At 52.6% G+C, this 19,231-nt stretch carries 18 protein-coding genes and 1 other RNA gene; 16 read left to right on the top strand and 3 right to left on the bottom strand.

Annotated elements, in window-relative coordinates; all coding sequences use genetic code 11:
* Positions 1–30: 30 nt before the first annotated feature.
* The 5 genes from rpoD to rnpB all read left to right on the top strand — a co-directional run bounded on the left by rpoD (position 31) and on the right by rnpB (position 4,434).
* Positions 31–1,164, top strand: coding sequence for an RNA polymerase sigma factor RpoD (gene rpoD, locus PBOR_RS26335; protein ID WP_039304147.1), 1,134 nt, complete (start codon positions 31–33; stop codon positions 1,162–1,164).
* Between the two features lie 411 nt (positions 1,165–1,575).
* Entirely contained in the window at positions 1,576–2,079 is a 504-nt protein-coding gene (locus PBOR_RS37160) for a hypothetical protein (RefSeq protein ID WP_157764132.1), read from the top strand.
* Positions 2,076–2,855 (top strand): tRNA (adenine(22)-N(1))-methyltransferase, encoded by a 780-nt coding sequence (locus PBOR_RS26325; RefSeq protein ID WP_042216781.1) that lies wholly within the window; start codon positions 2,076–2,078, stop codon positions 2,853–2,855. Before PBOR_RS37160 ends, PBOR_RS26325 begins: the two co-directional genes overlap by 4 nt.
* A complete protein-coding gene (locus tag PBOR_RS26320; RefSeq protein ID WP_042216778.1) occupies positions 2,831–3,946 on the top strand; it encodes a Nif3-like dinuclear metal center hexameric protein in 1,116 nt (371 codons plus the stop codon). The genes PBOR_RS26325 and PBOR_RS26320 overlap by 25 nt, the downstream gene beginning before the upstream one ends.
* Positions 3,947–4,017: 71 nt before the next feature.
* Positions 4,018–4,434, top strand: an RNA gene (rnpB, locus tag PBOR_RS35960) — RNase P RNA component class A.
* Positions 4,435–4,556: 122 nt separating this feature from the next.
* On the opposite strand, the gene PBOR_RS26315 is transcribed toward rnpB, so the two are convergent.
* Positions 4,557–5,771, bottom strand: coding sequence for an aminotransferase-like domain-containing protein (locus PBOR_RS26315; RefSeq protein WP_042216776.1), 1,215 nt, complete (start codon positions 5,769–5,771; stop codon positions 4,557–4,559).
* Positions 5,772–5,866: 95 nt separating this feature from the next.
* On the opposite strand from PBOR_RS26315, the gene pdxR reads away from it, so the two are divergent.
* The gene (pdxR, locus tag PBOR_RS26310) at positions 5,867–7,309 is read left to right on the top strand and encodes a MocR-like pyridoxine biosynthesis transcription factor PdxR (RefSeq protein ID WP_042216774.1); all 1,443 of its coding nucleotides are present in this window, start codon (positions 5,867–5,869) and stop codon (positions 7,307–7,309) included.
* A gap of 36 nt (positions 7,310–7,345) precedes the next feature.
* On the opposite strand, the gene PBOR_RS26305 is transcribed toward pdxR, so the two are convergent.
* Entirely contained in the window at positions 7,346–9,223 is a 1,878-nt protein-coding gene (locus PBOR_RS26305) for a S8 family peptidase (RefSeq protein ID WP_042216772.1), read from the bottom strand.
* A 281-nt stretch (positions 9,224–9,504) separates the two neighbouring features.
* Here PBOR_RS26305 and PBOR_RS26300 point away from each other — a divergent pair, with 281 nt between their 5' ends.
* The 6 genes from PBOR_RS26300 (at position 9,505) to thiI (ending at position 14,285) form a co-directional block, all read left to right on the top strand.
* Positions 9,505–10,002, top strand: coding sequence for a YpuI family protein (locus tag PBOR_RS26300; RefSeq protein ID WP_042139416.1), 498 nt, complete (start codon positions 9,505–9,507; stop codon positions 10,000–10,002).
* Positions 10,003–10,179: 177 nt separating this feature from the next.
* Positions 10,180–10,401: a DUF1540 domain-containing protein gene (locus tag PBOR_RS26295; protein ID WP_042216770.1), complete on the top strand. Its 222-nt coding sequence runs from the start codon at positions 10,180–10,182 to the stop codon at positions 10,399–10,401.
* An 11-nt stretch (positions 10,402–10,412) separates the two neighbouring features.
* Positions 10,413–10,814, top strand: coding sequence for a hypothetical protein (locus tag PBOR_RS26290; RefSeq protein ID WP_042216768.1), 402 nt, complete (start codon positions 10,413–10,415; stop codon positions 10,812–10,814).
* A gap of 191 nt (positions 10,815–11,005) precedes the next feature.
* Complete coding sequence (locus PBOR_RS26285; protein ID WP_042216765.1) at positions 11,006–11,719, top strand: lytic transglycosylase domain-containing protein; 714 nt, start codon at positions 11,006–11,008, stop codon at positions 11,717–11,719.
* A gap of 115 nt (positions 11,720–11,834) precedes the next feature.
* Positions 11,835–12,986 carry a cysteine desulfurase family protein gene (locus PBOR_RS26280; RefSeq protein WP_042216763.1) on the top strand — a complete coding sequence of 384 codons (1,152 nt, stop codon included), beginning with the start codon at positions 11,835–11,837 and terminating at the stop codon, positions 12,984–12,986.
* Positions 12,987–13,058: 72 nt separating this feature from the next.
* Positions 13,059–14,285 (top strand): tRNA uracil 4-sulfurtransferase ThiI, encoded by a 1,227-nt coding sequence (thiI, locus tag PBOR_RS26275; RefSeq protein WP_425415552.1) that lies wholly within the window; start codon positions 13,059–13,061, stop codon positions 14,283–14,285.
* 82 nt (positions 14,286–14,367) lie between these two features.
* On the opposite strand, the gene PBOR_RS26270 is transcribed toward thiI, so the two are convergent.
* Positions 14,368–15,069: a TerC family protein gene (locus PBOR_RS26270; RefSeq protein WP_042216759.1), complete on the bottom strand. Its 702-nt coding sequence runs from the start codon at positions 15,067–15,069 to the stop codon at positions 14,368–14,370.
* 189 nt (positions 15,070–15,258) lie between these two features.
* Between PBOR_RS26270 and PBOR_RS26265 the strand changes: the two genes are divergently transcribed.
* The 4 genes from PBOR_RS26265 to PBOR_RS26250 all read left to right on the top strand — a co-directional run bounded on the left by PBOR_RS26265 (position 15,259) and on the right by PBOR_RS26250 (position 19,213).
* The gene (locus tag PBOR_RS26265; protein ID WP_042216757.1) at positions 15,259–15,918 is read left to right on the top strand and encodes a TerC family protein; all 660 of its coding nucleotides are present in this window, start codon (positions 15,259–15,261) and stop codon (positions 15,916–15,918) included.
* 219 nt (positions 15,919–16,137) lie between these two features.
* Positions 16,138–16,650: a hypothetical protein gene (locus PBOR_RS26260; protein ID WP_042216756.1), complete on the top strand. Its 513-nt coding sequence runs from the start codon at positions 16,138–16,140 to the stop codon at positions 16,648–16,650.
* A 255-nt stretch (positions 16,651–16,905) separates the two neighbouring features.
* Positions 16,906–18,750, top strand: coding sequence for a translational GTPase TypA (gene typA, locus PBOR_RS26255; protein ID WP_042216753.1), 1,845 nt, complete (start codon positions 16,906–16,908; stop codon positions 18,748–18,750).
* Between the two features lie 160 nt (positions 18,751–18,910).
* Positions 18,911–19,213 carry a YlaH-like family protein gene (locus tag PBOR_RS26250; protein WP_042216751.1) on the top strand — a complete coding sequence of 101 codons (303 nt, stop codon included), beginning with the start codon at positions 18,911–18,913 and terminating at the stop codon, positions 19,211–19,213.
* Positions 19,214–19,231: the final 18 nt, after the last annotated feature.

The raw sequence follows: 19,231 nt of genomic DNA, 5'->3' as shown, positions 1-19,231 counted from the left end.
GGATGTACCTAGGGAGGAGGGAGTCGAATTATGGCGAACGATCAGCACACTGAACTGGAAGCGGAATTTACTCTGGATCAGGTTAAGGATCAGCTTATTGATCATGGTAAGAAAAGATCATCATTGAACTACAAAGATATTATGGAGAAATTATCGCCGTTTGATCAAGACCCCGAGCAGATGGAGGAATTCTACGAGCAGCTGAGCGATCTGGGGATCGAAGTTGTGAACGAGAATGATGAAGAGGTTAACAGCCTCCGGCCAAGTGAGGATAATGAGGACAAAGACAGCGATGATTTCAGCTTTGACGACGATCTGTCGCTGCCTCCGGGCATCAAGATCAACGACCCCGTACGGATGTATCTGAAGGAAATCGGGCGTGTTCCGCTGTTATCGGCTGACGATGAAGTGGAACTGGCGATGAGAATCAAGAATGGTGACGAGGAAGCGAAGCGGAGACTTGCGGAAGCGAATCTGCGGCTCGTAGTCAGTATCGCCAAACGTTATGTCGGACGCGGCATGCTGTTCCTCGATTTGATTCAGGAAGGCAACATGGGTCTGATCAAGGCCGTTGAGAAGTTCGACCACAATAAAGGCTTCAAATTCAGTACCTATGCAACCTGGTGGATCCGTCAGGCGATTACCCGCGCGATTGCCGACCAGGCGCGGACCATCCGTATTCCAGTGCATATGGTGGAAACCATCAACAAATTGATCCGGGTCTCCCGCCAATTGCTGCAGGAGCTGGGACGTGAGCCTTCGCCGGAAGAGATTGCGGCTGAGATGGAACTGACCGTTGAGAAGGTTAGAGAAATCATGAAGATTGCCCAGGAGCCGGTATCACTGGAAACACCAATCGGTGAGGAAGATGATTCGCATCTGGGAGATTTCATTGAGGATCAGGAGGCGCTTGCGCCTGCGGATGCAGCGGCTTATGAGCTGCTGAAGGAACAGCTGGAGGATGTGCTGGACACGCTCACCGAGCGTGAAGAGAACGTGCTGCGCCTGCGTTTCGGACTGGATGACGGACGGACGAGAACCCTTGAAGAAGTGGGCAAAGTGTTCGGTGTTACCCGCGAGCGTATCCGCCAGATAGAAGCCAAAGCACTGCGCAAACTGCGTCACCCGAGCCGCAGCAAGCGGTTGAAGGATTTCCTCGAATAGACGTATAAGGCCGGACCTTCTGCTGCACGGTGGCAGGAGGTCCTTTTAGTTTGACAGGTCAAGGCAAGATCTGGAAAGAGGGATGAAACGTTGAATTTGGAGAAACGTGACACTATTTTAAGAGAAATTCAGTACTGGAGAAGAAGCAAGCTGCTGCCGGAGCAATATTGTGACTTCCTGACCAACCTGTATGATGATCAAGCAGAAATTAAGGATAGCAATCCGGTGTCGCTGCGGAATCTACAGCAGGGAAGCATCAAAATTTGGCTGTTTGGTTTTGGAATAATTTCCTTGATTTTCTTGATTAGTCTTTATTTTAGCGTTTTTCCCTGGCCTTTGCAACTTGCCACGGCGCTCTGTGTATTAATTGTATGTTATGGCTATTCTGCTATTTATCAGGACCGCAACAAGATGATCAGTCTGGTACTGGCAGGAATCGGCAGCGTGTTAACCCTCGGGTTCGGGCTATGGCTGATTGCCCTGCATGATCTGGATCCGGACTTTTGGAGACCTTTGCTGATTGCAGGCTGCGGTCTCCTATGGTGTGTACTTGGTTTCTTTCTGCGTATCGGACTCCTTCATTTTTGCGGTTTTGCTTTTTGGGCCTTGCTGTATGCGGGATTCTTCGGCCAGGCCCGGCCGGATGCTTCCATTCTCATGCTGGAGCTGCTCTGGGTTCCGCTATGTGTGCTGATGATCTGGCTGAGCTGGCTTTTGTATCACCGGGTTAGCGGGGTCTCGGGTGTGTACCTGGGCGTCGGCGTTTCGCTCTGGCTGATGCCGGAAATCGATGCGCTATGGCTCAGATCAGGATTCCCGGAATGGACTTCGCTTATATTAATACTGAAGATCGCGGTAGGCTTAGCGCTGCTGTTCATCTTCAGAAAAAAATGGATAACGTGGGTGGCCTCATGAATAATGTAAAATTATCAGAACGGCTTCAGCTACTGCTGGAGCAGGTACCGGAAGGAAGCAGGCTTGCTGATATAGGTTCGGATCACGCCTTGCTGCCTGTTGCTGCAGTGATAAGCGGGCGTGTGCCCTCGGCAATTGCCGGGGAAGTGAACCTGGGACCGTATGAAGCGGCAGGCAGAGGTGTAGCTGAAGCAGGCCTCAGCAAGCAGATTGCTGTACGGCGTGGAGACGGACTTGAAGTACTGGAGCCGGGGGAAGCGGACACCATCACCATTGCCGGCATGGGCGGATCGCTAATCGCCGCTATTCTTGAACGCGGACAGAAACAGGGGAAGCTGGCCGGGGTGAAGACACTTGCGCTGCAGCCGAATGTAGGCGAGGATATTCTGCGCCGCTGGCTGCTTGGTAACGGCTGGGTGCTGATCTCGGAGCATATTTTGGAGGAAGACGGCAAAACTTATGAAATCCTTACAGCTGTCCCTGAAGGCAGCGAAGCTGGCCGGACGAATGAACAGCTGTATCAGGAATATGCGCCCGCAGGCGGCAAGGTGGCCTTTGATCAGGCTCTGCTGCTGCAGATGGGTCCTTGGCTGCTCCAAGCGCCGAATGAAGTGTTCATGGCGAAATGGCAGGGGGAAATCTCCAAGCTGGAAGGTATTCTGACCTCACTTTCGCGTTCAGAGCTGGAGGCGGCAGAAGAGAAGCGCAGTAAGATCAGTGCACAGATTAAGCGGATAGCGGAGGTGCTGGAATGTTTGCCAAAGGACAGACTGTAATAGGATATATGGAGCAGCTTGCCCCGAAGCATCTGGCGGAGGAATGGGATAATGTCGGGCTTCAGCTGGGCAGTCTGCAGAAGGAGATCACCGGCGTGCTGGTCGCGCTGGATGTTAACGACAGTGTCGTGGATGAAGCAATTGCCCAAGGCTGCAATCTGATCATCGCTCATCACGCGATTATTTTCCGGCCGGTCAAAGGCATTCTCACAGACACTCCCATGGGCCGGCTGTATGAGAAGCTGATCAAAAACGATATCGCCGTCTATATCAGCCATACCAATCTGGATGTGGCCGAGGGCGGAATGAACGATTGGATGGCCGAAGCGCTGGGGATTGAGAACGGTGCACCGATTAAGGATATTCATACAGAGCAATTGTCCAAGCTCGTTGTTTTTGTACCGAAGGATCACCACCAGAAGGTGCTGGATGCAATTCTGAACGCCGGAGCGGGCTGGATCGGCAATTATAGCCATTGCAGCTTCAACATCGAGGGATATGGCACCTTCATGCCGCAGGAGGGGACAGACCCTTATATCGGCAAGCAAGACAAGCTGGAGCGGGCTGAAGAGATCCGCATCGAGACTATAGTGCCGCAGCCCATCCGGAATAAAGTCGTGCAGGCGATGCTGAAAGCGCACCCCTATGAAGAGGTAGCATATGACCTGTATTCTATGGATCTTAAAGGCCGCAGCCTTGGACTGGGAAGAGTGGGCAAGCTTAAGGAGCCGGCCACGCTGGGAGAATTCGTAGAAACCGTTAAGAGCGGGCTGGACGTCGGCAGTGTGCGGGTTGTTGGTGATTTGAACCGCCCGATCCGCAAAGCGGCTGTAATGGGCGGTTCCGGTGCCAAGTATTACAGCAGTGCCATCTTCAAAGGAGCGGATGTGCTGGTGACTGGTGATATCGATTACCATACGGCACAGGATGCGCACCTGGCGGGTATCGCACTGATCGACCCGGGGCATAATGCGGAGAAGATCATGAAGGAGAAAGTTGCAGAGTTTCTTGCCGGTAAGCTGACGGAGCATAAGAGCAGTACTGTGGTGCATGCCTCCAAGCTGAATACCGAGCCTTTTAAATTCCTCTAAGCAGCTGCGTTGTAATTATTTGCACTTGTGCAGGCTGGTGCAAGTCTGTATAATATACAATGTTGTTCCGGAAAGTTTGACAGACAATCGCCGGTGTGCGTGAGAACGCCGCGGGAGGAAAGTCCGGGCTCCACAAGGCAGGATGCTGGATAACGTCCAGTCGGCGCGAGCCGAAGGATAGTGCCACAGAAATGGACCGCCGATGGCTGCTTTCGGGCAGCACAGGCAAGGATGGAACCGAGGTGTAAGAGACCCCGAGGAACGCTGGTGACTTCGTTCCTGGTAAACCCCATCTGGAGCAAGACCTAATGAGACGCAGCGTCTTCCTTAACCGGGAGAAGCAGCCTTCGCCTGAGGCGTGTCTAGGTTGGTCGCTGGAGCTGTGCAGTAATGTATGGCCTAGATAGATGATTGTCGCTTATGGTGGGAGGGTAGTTCCCGTTTGAACCACAACGAGCACAGAACCCGGCTTACGGCAAACTTTCCTAACTGACAACGAATAAGCACTGTGCGGTAACTCAATACACTTACACAATAAGACGGCGGCCTCCTTAGGGGGCCGCCTTTTGTGTACTGTTATAGATATACCTACAAATATCCGGAGAGTAAATTACATAGGAAGCAAGCGCTCCTCATACCGGGACAGTGCTGTCTCCAGCCGCTGCACCGCAAGCGGCAGCAGCTCCGGCCGCGTATGGGTGAAGTTGAGGCGCATCGCATTCTTCAGCGGACGTTCCGAGTAGAACACCTCACCGGGAACGAAGGCGACACCTTGCTCTACGGCGAGCGGGAGCAGCTCAGCGGTATGGATCTGATCAGGCAGGATCAGCCACAGGAACATGCCGCCGCGCGGTTCGAGGAAGCTGGCTCCCTCCCAGTTCCGCGAGGAGAGCTCCGCCGAGAGGAGCTTCATCCGTGACTGATATTCACGGGAGATCAGGCGGATATGTCCTTCAAGGTCAAACCTCTGCAGGAGTTCATGCAGGGCGCGCTGATCAATGGCGCTGGAATGCAGATCCGCAGCCTGCTTGGCCTTGGCTGCCACACGGATCAGCTCTGAAGGGCCGGTGATCCAGCCTGTGCGCAGCCCGGGTGCGACGATTTTGGAGAAAGTACCGGTGTAGACCACACAGGAATCACCGTCCAGATTTCTGTCGATGGCGGCTAGCGCAGGCGGATATGCTCCCGGTGTCTCATCAAAGGTAATCTCCCCGTACGGATTGTCTTCCAATATGAGCACACCGTATTTCCGGCATAGCCCTACAACTTGTTCTCGGCGTTCCTTGCTCCAGGTCGCACCTGAGGGATTATTGAACGTAGGGACGGCATAGAGGAGCTTGGGGCGGTATGTGCGGAGCTGCTCTTCCAAATGCTCAGGCAGCATGCCTTGATCATCGCTGTCCACCATGCGGATGTCTGCGCGGTAGGAGCCCAGCACCTGCAGGGCAGCCAGGTAAGTCGGGGCTTCCACCAGTACGGCATCACCCGGATCAATAAGTATTCTGCAGAGCAGATCTATCGCCTGCTGGGAGCCGGTGGTGAGGAGCATTTCTTGTGCGGACACCGGAATACCCTGCCGTCCCAGTCTTGCAGCGATCGCTTCACGCAGCGGAAGATACCCTTCGGTTAAGCCGTATTGCAGTGCTGAAACATCACTGGAGAGTACGCGGCTATAGGCCTCGCGGACAGCCTCTACAGGGAACAGCTCCTCAGCAGGCAGGCCGCCCGCCAGGGAGATAATATCTTTGCCCTGCGTAATTTTGAGAATATCACGGACGGCTGAGGACCCCAGGTGGTTCGTCATCTCAGCATAATTGATCTTCATGGTTCATGCTCCCCGCTAATCTGAATTTTGTTGTATCATAACGGTATAGCAGTATAACAGTAAAGCGCTAAATATAACAGTAAGGGGGAAGCGGAATGCGTATTGATTTACTCCGCAGCGGAACCAAATCCCTGCCGCAGCAGATTAGTGAGACAATCGCCCAGCGGATCACCTCCGGACTGCTGCAGCCGGGAAGTAAGCTGCCTTCGGTAAGAGTTCTGGCCTCCTCCTTGAAGGTAAGCCAGGTAACTGTCAGCAAGGCTTATGCCGATCTGGAAACGCGGGGACATATTCTCTGCAGCCAGGGCAAAGGCTGTTATGTAGCGGAGCGGCAGCGGAATTCGCCCGATACTTCAGCCGGCTGGCAGGACGGTTATGACGACTACCTGCCGCGGGCGCAGCTGTGGCGTAACTTCAATTATTCGGAAGTGAAGTATCCCTTCCATCTGGCAGCGATACACAGCAGTCTCCTCCCGCTTGAACCGATTGGCGCCACTATGGCGGCTCTGGTACAGGAACAGCCGGAGCTGATGGCCTCCTACGGGAATTTCCAGGGGGATCAGGAGCTGCGGGAGGTGATGCGCAGGCATTTGCAGAGCCGGGGCATATCGCTGAGCTCTAATGACCTGATGATTACCAGCGGTTCGCAGCAGGGTATCGATCTGGTGGCCCGGACCTTTGTTGGTCCCGGGGATACAGTGTATCTGGAGGCGCCCAGCTATACGGGGGCCATTGATGTTTTTGCCGGACGGGGTGCCGAGATGATCTTCGTTCCGATGGATGAGCACGGGATGCGGGTGGATAAGCTCACTGCAATGTGTGACCGCAGGCCGCCTAAGCTCATCTATACGAACCCCACCTTTCAGAATCCCAGCGGTGCAACGATGAGCATAGCAAGAAGACAGCGGCTGCTGGAGCTTGCCCGCAGTTACCGCTGTCTCATTGTGGAGGATGATCCGTTCAGTGATCTGTATTTCCATCAGCCGCCTCCGCCGTCGATCAAATCGATGGATGCCGCCGGGCATGTGGTCTATATGAAGAGCTTCAGCAAAGTGCTCGCCCCCGGATGCCGGATCGCCTGCGTTGCCGCTGAAGGCAATATCCTGTCCAGGCTGATTGCCGCTAAGTCGTCGAGTGACCTTGGCAGTCCGCTGCTGACCCAGCGGGCGGTATTGCCCTTCATCGACCGCAGGTATGAGGCTTACGCAGCGAAGCTGCGCACAGCCTTGCGCCTCCGCAAGGAAGCGGCAACGATGCTCCTGAAGCAGTATGCCCCGGCCGGTGTCAGCTGGACGCTGCCCGAGGGCGGGCTGAACCTGTGGCTGCAGCTGCCCGAATCCCCCGGGATCGGCAAGCTGCATGCGCTGGCTGAGCAGGAAGGGATATCCTTCCTGCCAGGAGATGTCTGTTATGCCGGAGACACACCCTCCCGGCATATCCGGCTGTGTTATTCGCAGCTTACGCATGAAGAGATGGAGCGCGGGCTCAAGCAGTTCCTGCATCTGCTGGAACGGCATCTGCGTTCCATCTGCAGATAAGCCTTCCCGCGTCAGGCAGGCGGACAAGCGCCTAACTCACTGCATGGATTTAAGCTGTTTGCCGACATGCTGCGGGAACAGCTGCAGGGGAACCTGACCTCCGCCGGCGGCCTGCAGGGTCTGGTAAATATCAACCTGACCCCAGCCATAATATTTATCATGTCCGGCATCGCCCAGATCCACGGCATTTGAGGTCAGCAGCTCGGTTACTTCCTTATTGGTCAGTTCGGGGTTCAGCGAGCGTACCAGTCCGGCGAGAGCTGCCACATGGGGGCTGGCCATGGAGGTGCCGGATAATGCCGCATACTGATTATCAGGATAGGTGCTGGCGATACTTTCCCCGGGTGCAGCCACATCGATATAATCCCCGTAATTGGAGAAAGACGCTCTCTCTCCGGTGGAATTGGTTGCAGCCACTGCGATTACCTCCTCATAGGCCGCGGGGTAGCCCGGCCGTTCGGTATTGTCATTGCCGGAAGCGGAGACAATGACCACGTCACGGTCGTAGGCATACTTGATGGCATCATGCAGAAACTGGGAGTCGGCATAATTGCCGAGGCTGAGATTAATGACTTTGGCACCGTTGTCGGCCGCCCAGATGATGCCTTCGGCAACGGAATAGGTGGTGCCCGCCCCGGAATTATCCAGCGCTTTTACCGGAAGGATCTTGTTGTACCAGCTGATGCCGGCTACCCCTTCCTCATTATTGGTCAATGCTCCGATGATGCCTGCAACATGTGTGCCATGGCCCACATCATCATCCGGCGTGGAGCCGTTAGTTATCGCATTATATCCGGCCAGCAGCTGGCCCTGGAGATCGGGATGGTCCGCCTGAACTCCGGTATCCACCACCGCCACAACGACTTCCTTGCTGCCTTTGGACAGATTCCAGCCCAGCTCTGTTTCAATGGCCGGCAGATTCCACTGATAGGTGGAGAACAGCAGATCATTCGGAGTGATTACATTTGCTCCTGTATTTTCGCTCACCGTATCATTGGTTAAATACATGTAGTGAGGCTCGGTATATTGCGGATGCCATTTATAAGCGAAGTAGGTTTTGAGCTGGGAATAGTTCATCTTCTCTGAGCGGAAAATATAGGCATACCCCAGCTTGCGCGGCTCCTTACAATGAATATCTGCGGCGATGGTCTGAAGCTGCCCTGCTGTAGGATGTCCGTTCCGGAAACGGACGACGATCTCGTTCTCGTAGTAGTGGCTGGCATTCTCGTTGTCATGGCCGGTCTTGACGGTAAGATCCTGCAGAGTATCGGCATGAACGGATTCTACGCGGTACTTGCCTTCCTTCGGATAAGGAATCAGCCGCAGATTCTTGAGCTGATGCTGGGCTACCCGGTCAAGGATCTTCTGATTGATCAGGGCGATAACGCCGAGCTGGCCTTCCTGGTCACGCTGAGCGACGAAATAATATTTCTTGCTGCCGATCACAAACGACGGGGACTCGTAGGATTGATGCCCTTTGATAGCCGACTTGGCGGTGTTCAGATATTTGAGCAGCTGCTTGTTCTCGTGGTCCGTTCCTTCCGGAAGTGAGGATTTATAGGTAGTTGTCTTCTGCGTACGGAAATCAATGAGCATCAGCATGGTGATATGCCCGTGTCCCTGCTGTAAGTTCCTGGCATATGCTGAGATATCCTCAGGCGAAGCACCATGGGTATCCGAGAGCATAGTTCTAAGATGTTTGCTTACATCCACACGGTTCAGGCGGTCAGTAGCACTTACATCCTGTACCAGAGCGGTTTTCTTGATGGTTTTTTCCTGAGAGGGATTCGGCACAGAGGCTTGTCTGAGGGTACCGCTGGTGGTGCTGTCTTCCGGACGGAGGGCAAAAGTAAGCAGCACAACCGTTAGCGCAGCAGTGACCAGACCGGCGACGGTTAAATTTTTACGTGACATAGTTTCCGCTCCTTCATGGCATTGTAATACCTGTTAGCTTTAGAAGAGAGGGCCGGTTTTATGCATCGGAGAAAAGGATACCGCCGTACAGGGTTTTATGTTAATATCAGAAAATAAGCGCCTTCAGGGGCTTGTATCCGGTCCGCCGGACCGGGAGGACCATCCTCACTTACGGTGGGTGGAGGCCGATGAAGTTTTGTGATACTATCAAGAGAGAACTACTCGAAATGATTATGTCGTAACGACTACAAAGCAAGGACTAATAAGGGGGAGCAATCGCCATGTCAGCAGCTAATGTGCAGAAATTGTGTGAATCGACGAGAGAAAAACTTAAATCCGTAATCGGAAAAATGGAACTGTTCCTGAACGAGCATGCGCTGCCGCAACTGGTTGCCGAAGAGGATGAAGAAACACTGCATTTCTATCAAGGTTTCTTGTCCGATCTCCGCCATCTGCTGGTGTTCTCGGAGATGTCTTATGAGAAGCTTGGGGTTGCTCTGCGCCGCGCCACTTTTGATGAAGCCTTCGCGCAAAAAGCGCTATATAATGTATATCATTTTGGAGTGAACAATTTCTTCTATCCTAAGAATGAAAGCTACTCCGAAGATGGACGCTATGCCTACACAGGTCAGGATGCGATCCGTTTCCGCAAGAAGCCGGTTCGTCCGGCGCGCGATATTATTATGGAGATTACCAAGGTCTATGAAGAGCTGCGTGATGATCTGGCTTATTACGAGAACGATTATTTAACGGAGAAACGGATGCAGAATCAGGTGTAATACCGGAGCTGCCGGTTTCAGCTAAAGGACCGGGTTTGTCATGAGGAAGATGACAGCCTGGTCTTTTTTGCGTGTACATTTACCTGTATGTAGGAACGGCGCCATTGCATCAACTGGAAACCATTCAGCCGCATAGCAGTAAAGCGGAGAGGACATAATGAAGCCGAGGTGATCATTATGACAAACGCAAAACCGCTTGTGAAATGCAGTGTGAGCAACTGTCATTATTGGGGAGAACAGAACCTGTGCCGTGCCGAAGAAATTGTTATTGAAATCGACAAGCATGCAGGCAGCCATTTCAAGGAAGAATATGCTGAAGAGCTGACGGCGAATAATCATCATGACCATGCCGGAACTTCATCCGCAACCTGTTGTCTGACGTTCAAGCCGAACGCCTAGAGGAGGCCCTTATGGACAATCAGAATGATGAACCCAAAGTGGACCGTTCGGAACGCAGGAAAATTATTCTGCGTCCGCGCAGAGTGGATTATCCCCGCCGGGACAGAAGTCAGAACGAGGAATATGCAGCTGAGATCAGTCCGCTTCCCGCGCAGATTCACAGAACAGCCAATAAGGAAACGGAGCATACAAGCGGCGGTGTAAAGGACAATGAAGAACGGACTATCGGTTATATTGGCCTTGGATTTGGTGTGGTATCCTTATTTATCTGGTCGATTATTATGGGGCCAATTGCTACAGTGCTCGGGTATTATGCCTATGCCAGGGGGCAGAAAACAGCTGGTGCCTGGTCCATGGGGCTGGGGATTGTTTCTACCTTAAGTTATTTTGTCTTAATTCCTTTTGCCCGTTAGAGCATCCTGATTCCGGATATACGATTTCCAAACAGGCTTCCAGACCTAACTATGCGGGTCTGAAGTCTGTTTTTTCGGCTTTGCATATAGCTATTCCGACAAAATAATTGTAAAATAAAGCCGTATTTTAAATTTAAATAGAATGCTTTGTTTTGTTTATATAGATCCAACATGAAAGAGGGAATGGGAGCATGGCAATCAACCCCGCTGCAGCAGGCGGATCCGGGCAACTGAAATGGGTTGATCTTAGGAGTTCAAGCATGAAAGGCGCAAGCGGCAAGGTCACATCCGGGGTAACGGGTTCATCTGCGGCGGAATTCGCTGCTTTGTTACAGCAGGCGGCTCTGCAATCGGCAACCGGCGGCAGCAACGGAAGCTCTTTAACCTCACTAACGGATGCATCTTCACTTGGCAATCTGCTGTGGCAGCAGCTCGGTGGAACTGCTGAAACCTATGGCGGCATTTCCGGGGAAATAACGCAGACAATGCCGACAGATTACGAAGATCTGATCCAGACAGCCAGTGCGAAATATGGCGTTCCTGTTGATCTGATTAAGGCGGTAATTGATACGGAATCCTCGTTTAATCCTAATGTTGTTTCCTCTGCAGGAGCCAAAGGGCTGATGCAATTAATGGATGGAACGGCGAACGGGCTGGGGGTCACCGATCCGTTTGATCCGGCACAGAACATTGACGGAGGTGTACGTTACCTCTCCTATCAGCTCAAACGTTACAATGGCGAGGAGAATATGGCACTGGCTGCTTATAATGCCGGCCCGGGCCGGGTTAACAAGCTGGGCGTCAATAACGACGCAGAGCTTATGGCGAATCTCTCAGGGCTTCCGAAGGAAACCCAGGCCTATATTGCCAAAATAGAACGCGCCCGTGCACAATACGCGGTATAATATAAAGGATCAAACGGAATCTGCATCATGCCGCTCCGGCGGCAGCAGCCCGTTTGATCCTTTTTGCAAAATATTAAGGTATAAATTTATGATAAGAAAAGGAGAACGCCGATATATGCTGTATTGGGATTACGCCGCTGCTGCTCCGCCGTACGACGAGGTGGTGCAGACGCTGGAACAGGTCATGAGGCAGCATTATGCCAATCCCTCTTCCCTTCACCGGGCAGGGACAGAGGCAGACAAGCTGATCAAGCGTGCGCGGGAAGTGTGTGCAGCAGCGCTTGACGTTCAGCCGAAGGAGATTATGTTTACCTCAGGAGCTACTGAGAGTAATAACCTGGCCGTCAAAGGGGCTGCGCTGCAATATCAGAGCAGAGGCCGCCATATTATAACTACCGAGCTGGAGCATCCTTCTGTCTATGAGAGCTGTCTTCAGCTGCAGCAGCTGGGCTGGGAGATTACCTTTGTTCCACCGGACAGCTCAGGAGTTGTCGATCCTTCGCGGATTGCCGCAGCGGTCCGGCCGGATACTGTGCTGGTCAGTGTAATGCATGTGAATAATGAGATTGGCACGGTGCAGCCGCTGCAAGAGATCGGACGACAGGTCAAGGCTGTGAACCGCCGGACACTGTTTCATGTCGATGGGGTACAGGGCTATGGCAAGCTGGAGACGCGGCTAAAGGAATGGCAGGCGGATCTGTACAGCTTGTCAGCACACAAAATCCGCGGCCCGCGCGGAACTGGAATCCTGTATGTACGGGAAGGCGTGACCTTGTTTCCCCTGCTTACCGGAGGGTCCCAGGAAATGGGCAACCGCGCGGGGACGGAGAATGTGCCGAATATTGTAGCCGCAGCCAAAGCTGTGCGCATGAGCGGTGAACGGCGGCAGGAATTCAGCACCCGGATTACTCCGTTTAAGAAACGGCTGGAGGATTATATATCAGGAATTCCCGAGCTTGTGCTGAATAGCAGAGGAGACGGGGCGCCTCACATTGTTCATTTCTCATATCCAGGAATGAAGGGGGAGGTCATGGCCCGGAGGCTGGAGGAACTGGGAATGGCCGTTGCCACACGCTCCGCCTGCTCTTCGCGGCTGGCAGAACCGAGCCGGGTTCTGCTGTCGATGGGCAGGGATAGGGCTGCTGCGCTTGGCGGCATCCGGATCAGTCTGGGCGACAGCCATACGAAGCAGGATGTAGAACAGCTGGAACAGGCGCTCTTTGCCGCTGTCCAGTCTTTGAAGATTGCTGAAGGAGGCGTGAAATAACAGATGACTACTATAGATTCGGGAACCGGAGCAATCACTACGGGAAATGGAAGCAGTATTGAATATGCTGACATGCTTCTGCTGCGCTTTGGAGAGTTCATCTTAAAAGGGAAAAACCGCAGCCGGTTCGAAAAAACAGTGCTCCGGCATGTGAAGGAGATGGTCAAGCCTTATCCCGGCGTGGTGCTGAGCAAAGAGTTCGGGCGGATTTATGTCGAACTCAACGGTGAACCGGCATGTGAATTAACGGATGCGCTGAAGAATGTATTCGGTATCGCTTCGATCAGCCCGGTAAAGGTCTCCCGCTCTGAATTTGAAGAGATTCTTGCAACCAGCCGGACGTTCCTGAATATCATTGCTCCGGCAGCGGGAACAACCTTCAAGGTCAGTGCACGCCGGGTGTGGAAGGAATTCCCGTATGGCTCCATTGAAATGAACAAGCTTATTGCCACTCCTCTGCTGCAGGGTTATCCCGGGCTGCTCGTGGATGTGAAATCTCCGCAGATGGAGCTGAGAATTGAGATCCGTGAAGGACATACTTTTATTTTCTGCGAGAATATTGCCGGTGTCGGCGGATTCCCGCTCGGTACGAACGGCAAAGCGATGCTGCTCTTATCCGGCGGCATCGACAGTCCGGTTGCAGGCTGGTCATCGATGCGCAGAGGGCTTGAAGTGGAATGTATACATTTCTACAGCTACCCTTATACCAGTGAGCTTGCCCGGCAGAAGGTTGTAGATTTGACGCGGGTACTGTCGCGTTATGCCGGAGTAATCAAGCTTCATCTGGTTCCGTTCACGGAGGTCCAGACCTCTTTTACCGGGATCGGCCAGGATAATCTGATTATTACACTAATGCGCCGGGCCATGCTGCGGATCGCTACCGCTCTCGCTGAACGCGAAGGGGCGCTGGCCCTGATCACCGGTGACAGTCTGGGGCAGGTCGCCAGCCAGACGCTGCCAAGCATGAATGTCATTGGCCGTGCCACTGAGCTGCCGCTGCTGCGTCCGCTGGTGATGATGGATAAGAGTGAGATTGTCGGAATCTCCCAGAGCATCGGCACCTATGACTTGTCCATCCTTCCTTATGAAGATTGCTGTACGCTGTTTGTGCCCAAGTCGCCGACAACGAATCCGAACATGCGGATTGTGGACAAGATTGAAGCCACGCTGCCCGGGTACCAGGCTCTTCTGGATGCGGCTGTTGCCGGAACAGAGACGGTATCGATCACACCCTACGGTGATGAGGAGCCGAGCGATGTGATCCCTGTGCAGGTAGGTATACAGGAAGAATGGTTCTAGAATAGCTGAAGAAGAGGTGCCCAGCAGCCGCTAATAACGGTTGCCTGGGGCACCTCTTTCTGATATACGGGGAATATTTGCGTTACCGGGAGGAATCACCGCTATGCTTAATTCTGCTGTGCGCGCGGTGGCGCTGCCAGTGGCCGGCGGCAAGGATGCCTGCAATCACCAGGGCAACAAACAAATAGTGCAGCAGCGGCTGCTGTCCGAAGAAGGGGGAAATCCGCTTCTCACTGGTAATCATACTTGCGGCCGTGAAACCGAGAACGGCTGAGCCGATATAGATAATCCAGGGATACCTGTTGATTAGCTTGATGAACAGCGTGCTGCCCCAGACCACTATCGGCACACTGATCAGCAGCCCGAGCACCACAAGCGTAATATTATGCTTGGCTGCCCCGGCAATCGCGATTACATTATCCAGCCCCATCGCCGCGTCTGCGACAATGATCGTCCGTACGGCCGACCACAGTGTTCCTCCGGCCTGTATGTCCGTGTCCTCTGTATTTCCCCCTGTCAGCAGCCTATAGGCGATCATAATCAGCAGCAGTCCGCCGAATAGGAGCAGCCAGGGCACTTTGAGCAGCCATACGACAAGAATTGTCGCGATAATCCGCAGCACTACGGCGCCCCCTGTGCCCAACAGGATGGCCTTCTTCTGCGAACTTCCCTGCAGGTTCCGGGCGGCCAGGCCGATCACAATGGCATTGTCCCCGGCCAGAATCAGATCGAGGAAGACAATATTCAGCAGGGATAATATGAAATCCGTAACGGATGTATTCAACCCGGGTCACTCCTCAAATTTGGTAGAAGACAGCATAAGCTATAATGACATACGGCAGGCAGGCTATAATTTTGTATACGCAGGAACAGCCCCGCTCATGCGTAGTTTCTAAAAAAGCCGGACAGGATGCATAGCTTGTCACCCTGAGGCATACATGTATTTACATGGAGTTCAGGGAGGCTGAAGAGAATGGATTCTTTATTGCTGCTGGGTGAAATATTGATGATCAATCTGGTGCTGAGCGGAGACAACGCAATGGTGATTGCGATGGCCAGCAAGAATCTCCCGGAGAAGCATCGCAGGCAAGCGGTATGGTGGGGGGCTGCCGGGGCAGTGGGTCTGCGCTGCATCCTGACTTTTGCTGCAGTGCTGCTGCTCAAAATTCCTTATATTGAAGCCGGAGGCGCAATACTGCTGCTCTGGATCTCCTTTAAGCTGCTGCTGGAGGAGGAGGAGGAACTTAAGATTGAGGGAAGCTCCAGTGTATGGAAGTCTGTGCGCACCATTCTGCTCGCCGACTTCATCATGAGTCTGGACAATGTGCTGGCGATTGCAGGCTTGGCCAAAGGTGATCTGGCACTCATCGTAATCGGGATTGCCATCAGCATTCCGATTGTGGTCTGGGGAAGCGGCATCATCGTGGGCTGGCTGCACCGTTTCCCGGTGCTGGTCTTCATCGGAGCCTATATTCTGGCGTATACAGCCGGTAATATGCTGCTGCAGGATGCCAAATTTGGTGCGGTCATTTCCTTCATGCTGCCCACCTTCCATTCCATGCTGCCTATGGTGCTGGGAATTATTGTTGTAGCCACAGGTATGCTCAAACGGAAGATGGTATCTGCAGGATAAGATGCGGCAATACTAGAGGCTGTGCCAAAAGCTGGAAGGCTTGGGCACAGCCTCTTTGTGCAATTATTAGAGAGTAAAGGTTTGCCCCCTGAATACATGAAGAATGATGGTGTTTTAATTATTTTTCAGATAAAATATAAAGGGAATCCTGTCGCAGTTCAGACTGCTGAAGTGACAAGGCCAGAGAAAAGACGCGAATTTTGAAGGGATGGGTGAAAGATGTCTTCCAAAAACGACATGAAACTGGGTGTGTTCATCGCCGCCGCCGGCATTGTGATTCTGTTCGGAAAGCTGGGGGTGTTCGGATTTCTTGGACATGCCTTGTGGCCGCTCGTAATTCTGGTTCCGGGCCTGTTCCTCCAGGTGCTCTTCTTCACCCGCCGTGCTTCTGCATCTGTATTAATACCTGCGGGCATATTAACGGTATACGGTCTGCTCTTTGGACTATGCAATACATGGGGCTGGGACCTGATGAGGCATTTGTGGCCCATCCTGCTGCTGGGCATTGCGGTCGGACTTTATGAATATTCGCTGTATTCTTCAGCCAGAACCAGAGGGCTTACAACAACCGCTGTTATTCTTGGGCTGCTAAGCATTGTATTGTTTATCTTCACCTTACTAGGAACCGGAGCACTGTATCTGCTGGGTGCCGTTCTGGTTGCCGCAGGCCTTTGGCTGATGCTGGGCCGGGGCAGACCGGGCGGGCGCAAGAAGTGGAACGGCGGCTGGTAAGACAGCCGGGTAAACGGCACAGATTGAGGGAATGGACACCTCTGAATTTGACGTAAGGCAAAATTAGAAAAATTAAACGAAGTTGGTAAGGTTTTTTTCAGAAAAAGACTTGCTTTTCATGGTGCTTTCACGATACTATTAAGGATATGTTGGAGCGTCGGGTTTCTGCCTGGCGCTTCTTTTGTGAGACTGCCGTGACATGCTATAAATTTAAACATTTTTAATTTGATAAATGAGAGGATTTGGATACAAATCATGCATTCAAGAAAAGATATTCGCAATATTGCGATCATTGCCCACGTTGACCATGGTAAAACAACACTCGTCGATCAGCTTCTCCAGCAATCAGGGATTTTCAGCGCGCACGAGCACTTGCAGGAACGGGCCATGGACTCGAACGACCTGGAGCGGGAACGCGGAATCACTATCCTAGCCAAAAATACAGCAATTACCTATAAAGAGTTCCTGATCAATATCGTAGATACCCCTGGACACGCCGACTTCGGCGGTGAAGTAGAACGTATCATGAAGATGGTTGACGGCGTTCTGCTGGTTGTTGATGCATATGAAGGCTGTATGCCTCAGACGAAGTTCGTTCTGCGCAAAGCGCTGGAACAGCACCTTACACCAATCGTTGTCGTGAACAAAATTGACCGTCCGGCTGCACGTCCGAAGGAAGTTATTGATGAAGTCCTGGATCTGTTCATTGAGCTTGAAGCCAGTGACGATCAGCTCGAATTCCCGGTTGTTTATGCTTCTGCGCTTAACGGCACATCGAGCATGGACCCTGAGAAGCAGGATGAAACGATGCTTGCCCTTTACGAAACCATTGTTGAACATATCCCGGCTCCAACTGAAAAAATTGAAGAGCCCCTGCAGTTCCTGGTAACTCTGATGGATTACAATGAATACCTTGGCCGTATCGCCATTGGCCGTGTTAACCGCGGTGTAATCAAGCAGGGCCAGTCCGTAACTGTAATTATGCGTGACGGCAAGAGCAAAACTGCCCGTATTGAGAAGCTGTTCGGCTTCCAGGGCCTGAAACGTGTTGAGACTGAAGAAGCGGGGGCAGGCGACATTGTAGCAATTGCCGGTATCAAGGATATCAACATTGGTGAGACCATTGCTGATCCCCAGCATCCAGAGGCGCTGCCTGTTCTGAAGATCGACGAGCCTACGATGCAAATGACGTTCCTCGTGAATAACAGTCCGTTCGCTGGTAAAGAAGGCAAGTGGGTAACTTCCCGTAAGCTGCGCGAACGTCTGTTCAAAGAGCTGGAAACGGATGTCAGCTTGCGTGTAGATGAAACGGATTCCCCTGACGCATTTGTCGTATCCGGCCGCGGTGAGCTTCACCTGGGTATCCTCATCGAGAACATGCGCCGTGAAGGTTACGAAATGCAGGTTTCCAAGCCTGAAGTTATCGTCAAGGAAATCGACGGAGCCAAGATGGAGCCGCTTGAACGCCTAATGATTGATGTTCCGGAAGAAAGCATGGGCGCTGTTATGGAAAGTCTGGGAACACGCAAAGCAGAAATGGTCAACATGATCAATCATGGTACTGGCCAGGTTCGTCTGGAGTTCCTGATTCCTGCACGTGGTTTGATTGGTTACAACACCTACTTCCTGACCCTGACCCGCGGTTATGGCGTTATGAACCATGCGTTTGACAGCTATGCTCCACTGATTGGCGGACAGGTTGGCGGTCGTCACCAAGGCGTACTCGTGTCCAGTGAAACCGGCAATACGACTCTATATGGCATGATGGGCGTAGAAGACCGCGGTATTCTCTTCCTGGAACCGGGAACTGAAATTTATGAAGGCATGATCGTGGGTGAGCACACCCGCGATAATGACATCATTGTAAATATCTGCAAAGAAAAGCAGCTGACCAACGTTCGTTCTGCAACGAAGGATGAGACTGTTAAAATGAAGACTCCGCGTATGTTCTCACTGGAAGGTGCTCTTGAGTATCTGAATGATGATGAATACTGCGAAATCACACCTAAATCCGTTCGTCTGCGCAAAAAGATCCTGAATAAGGGCGAGCGCGAACGTGTAGAGAAACAGCGTAAAGCGGCGCAAGCCAGCCAAGCGTAAGCTGCCAGTCATTCAAGCCGCCGGATGAACCATCCGGCGGCTTTTCTTGTTTATTTTTGCGGGCGGAAGATCTTTCAAATTGCAGGTATTAAAAGCGGTATAAAACCGCTGCGGATGATATAATGTAAGCGATACTTATATCCGGGAGGAGTGACGAGCTGTGCAGAGCTGGTTCGCTGAGCATCCAATTGTCGCTTACATTGTCATCTTTATTCTACTGACCTACGTGTATAATCGTGTATTTCGCGTCAATCAGAAGCTGCCCATCGGCAAAGAGATCGTACTTTATCTTATGATGGCTTTAGGCTCAGGGATGCTGCTCATCTTCCAGCATGACAAACTGCCGATCATCCAGTGCCTGCTGGTGGCTGTAGGCCTAATGCTGCTCGTGCGGGTCCGCTACCTGGTGGAAGCCCGGCAGAAGCGGAAGGCCGCAGCGGCAGATGCCGCGAAACGGCACTGAACGCAACTTTTAGTGTTA

Origin of the sequence: Paenibacillus borealis (genome assembly GCF_000758665.1) — a bacterium.
GTDB classification, from domain to species: domain Bacteria; phylum Bacillota; class Bacilli; order Paenibacillales; family Paenibacillaceae; genus Paenibacillus_AQ; species Paenibacillus_AQ borealis.
Note: the sequence above shows the minus strand (reverse complement) of the source record. Positions and strands in the feature narration are given on the sequence as shown.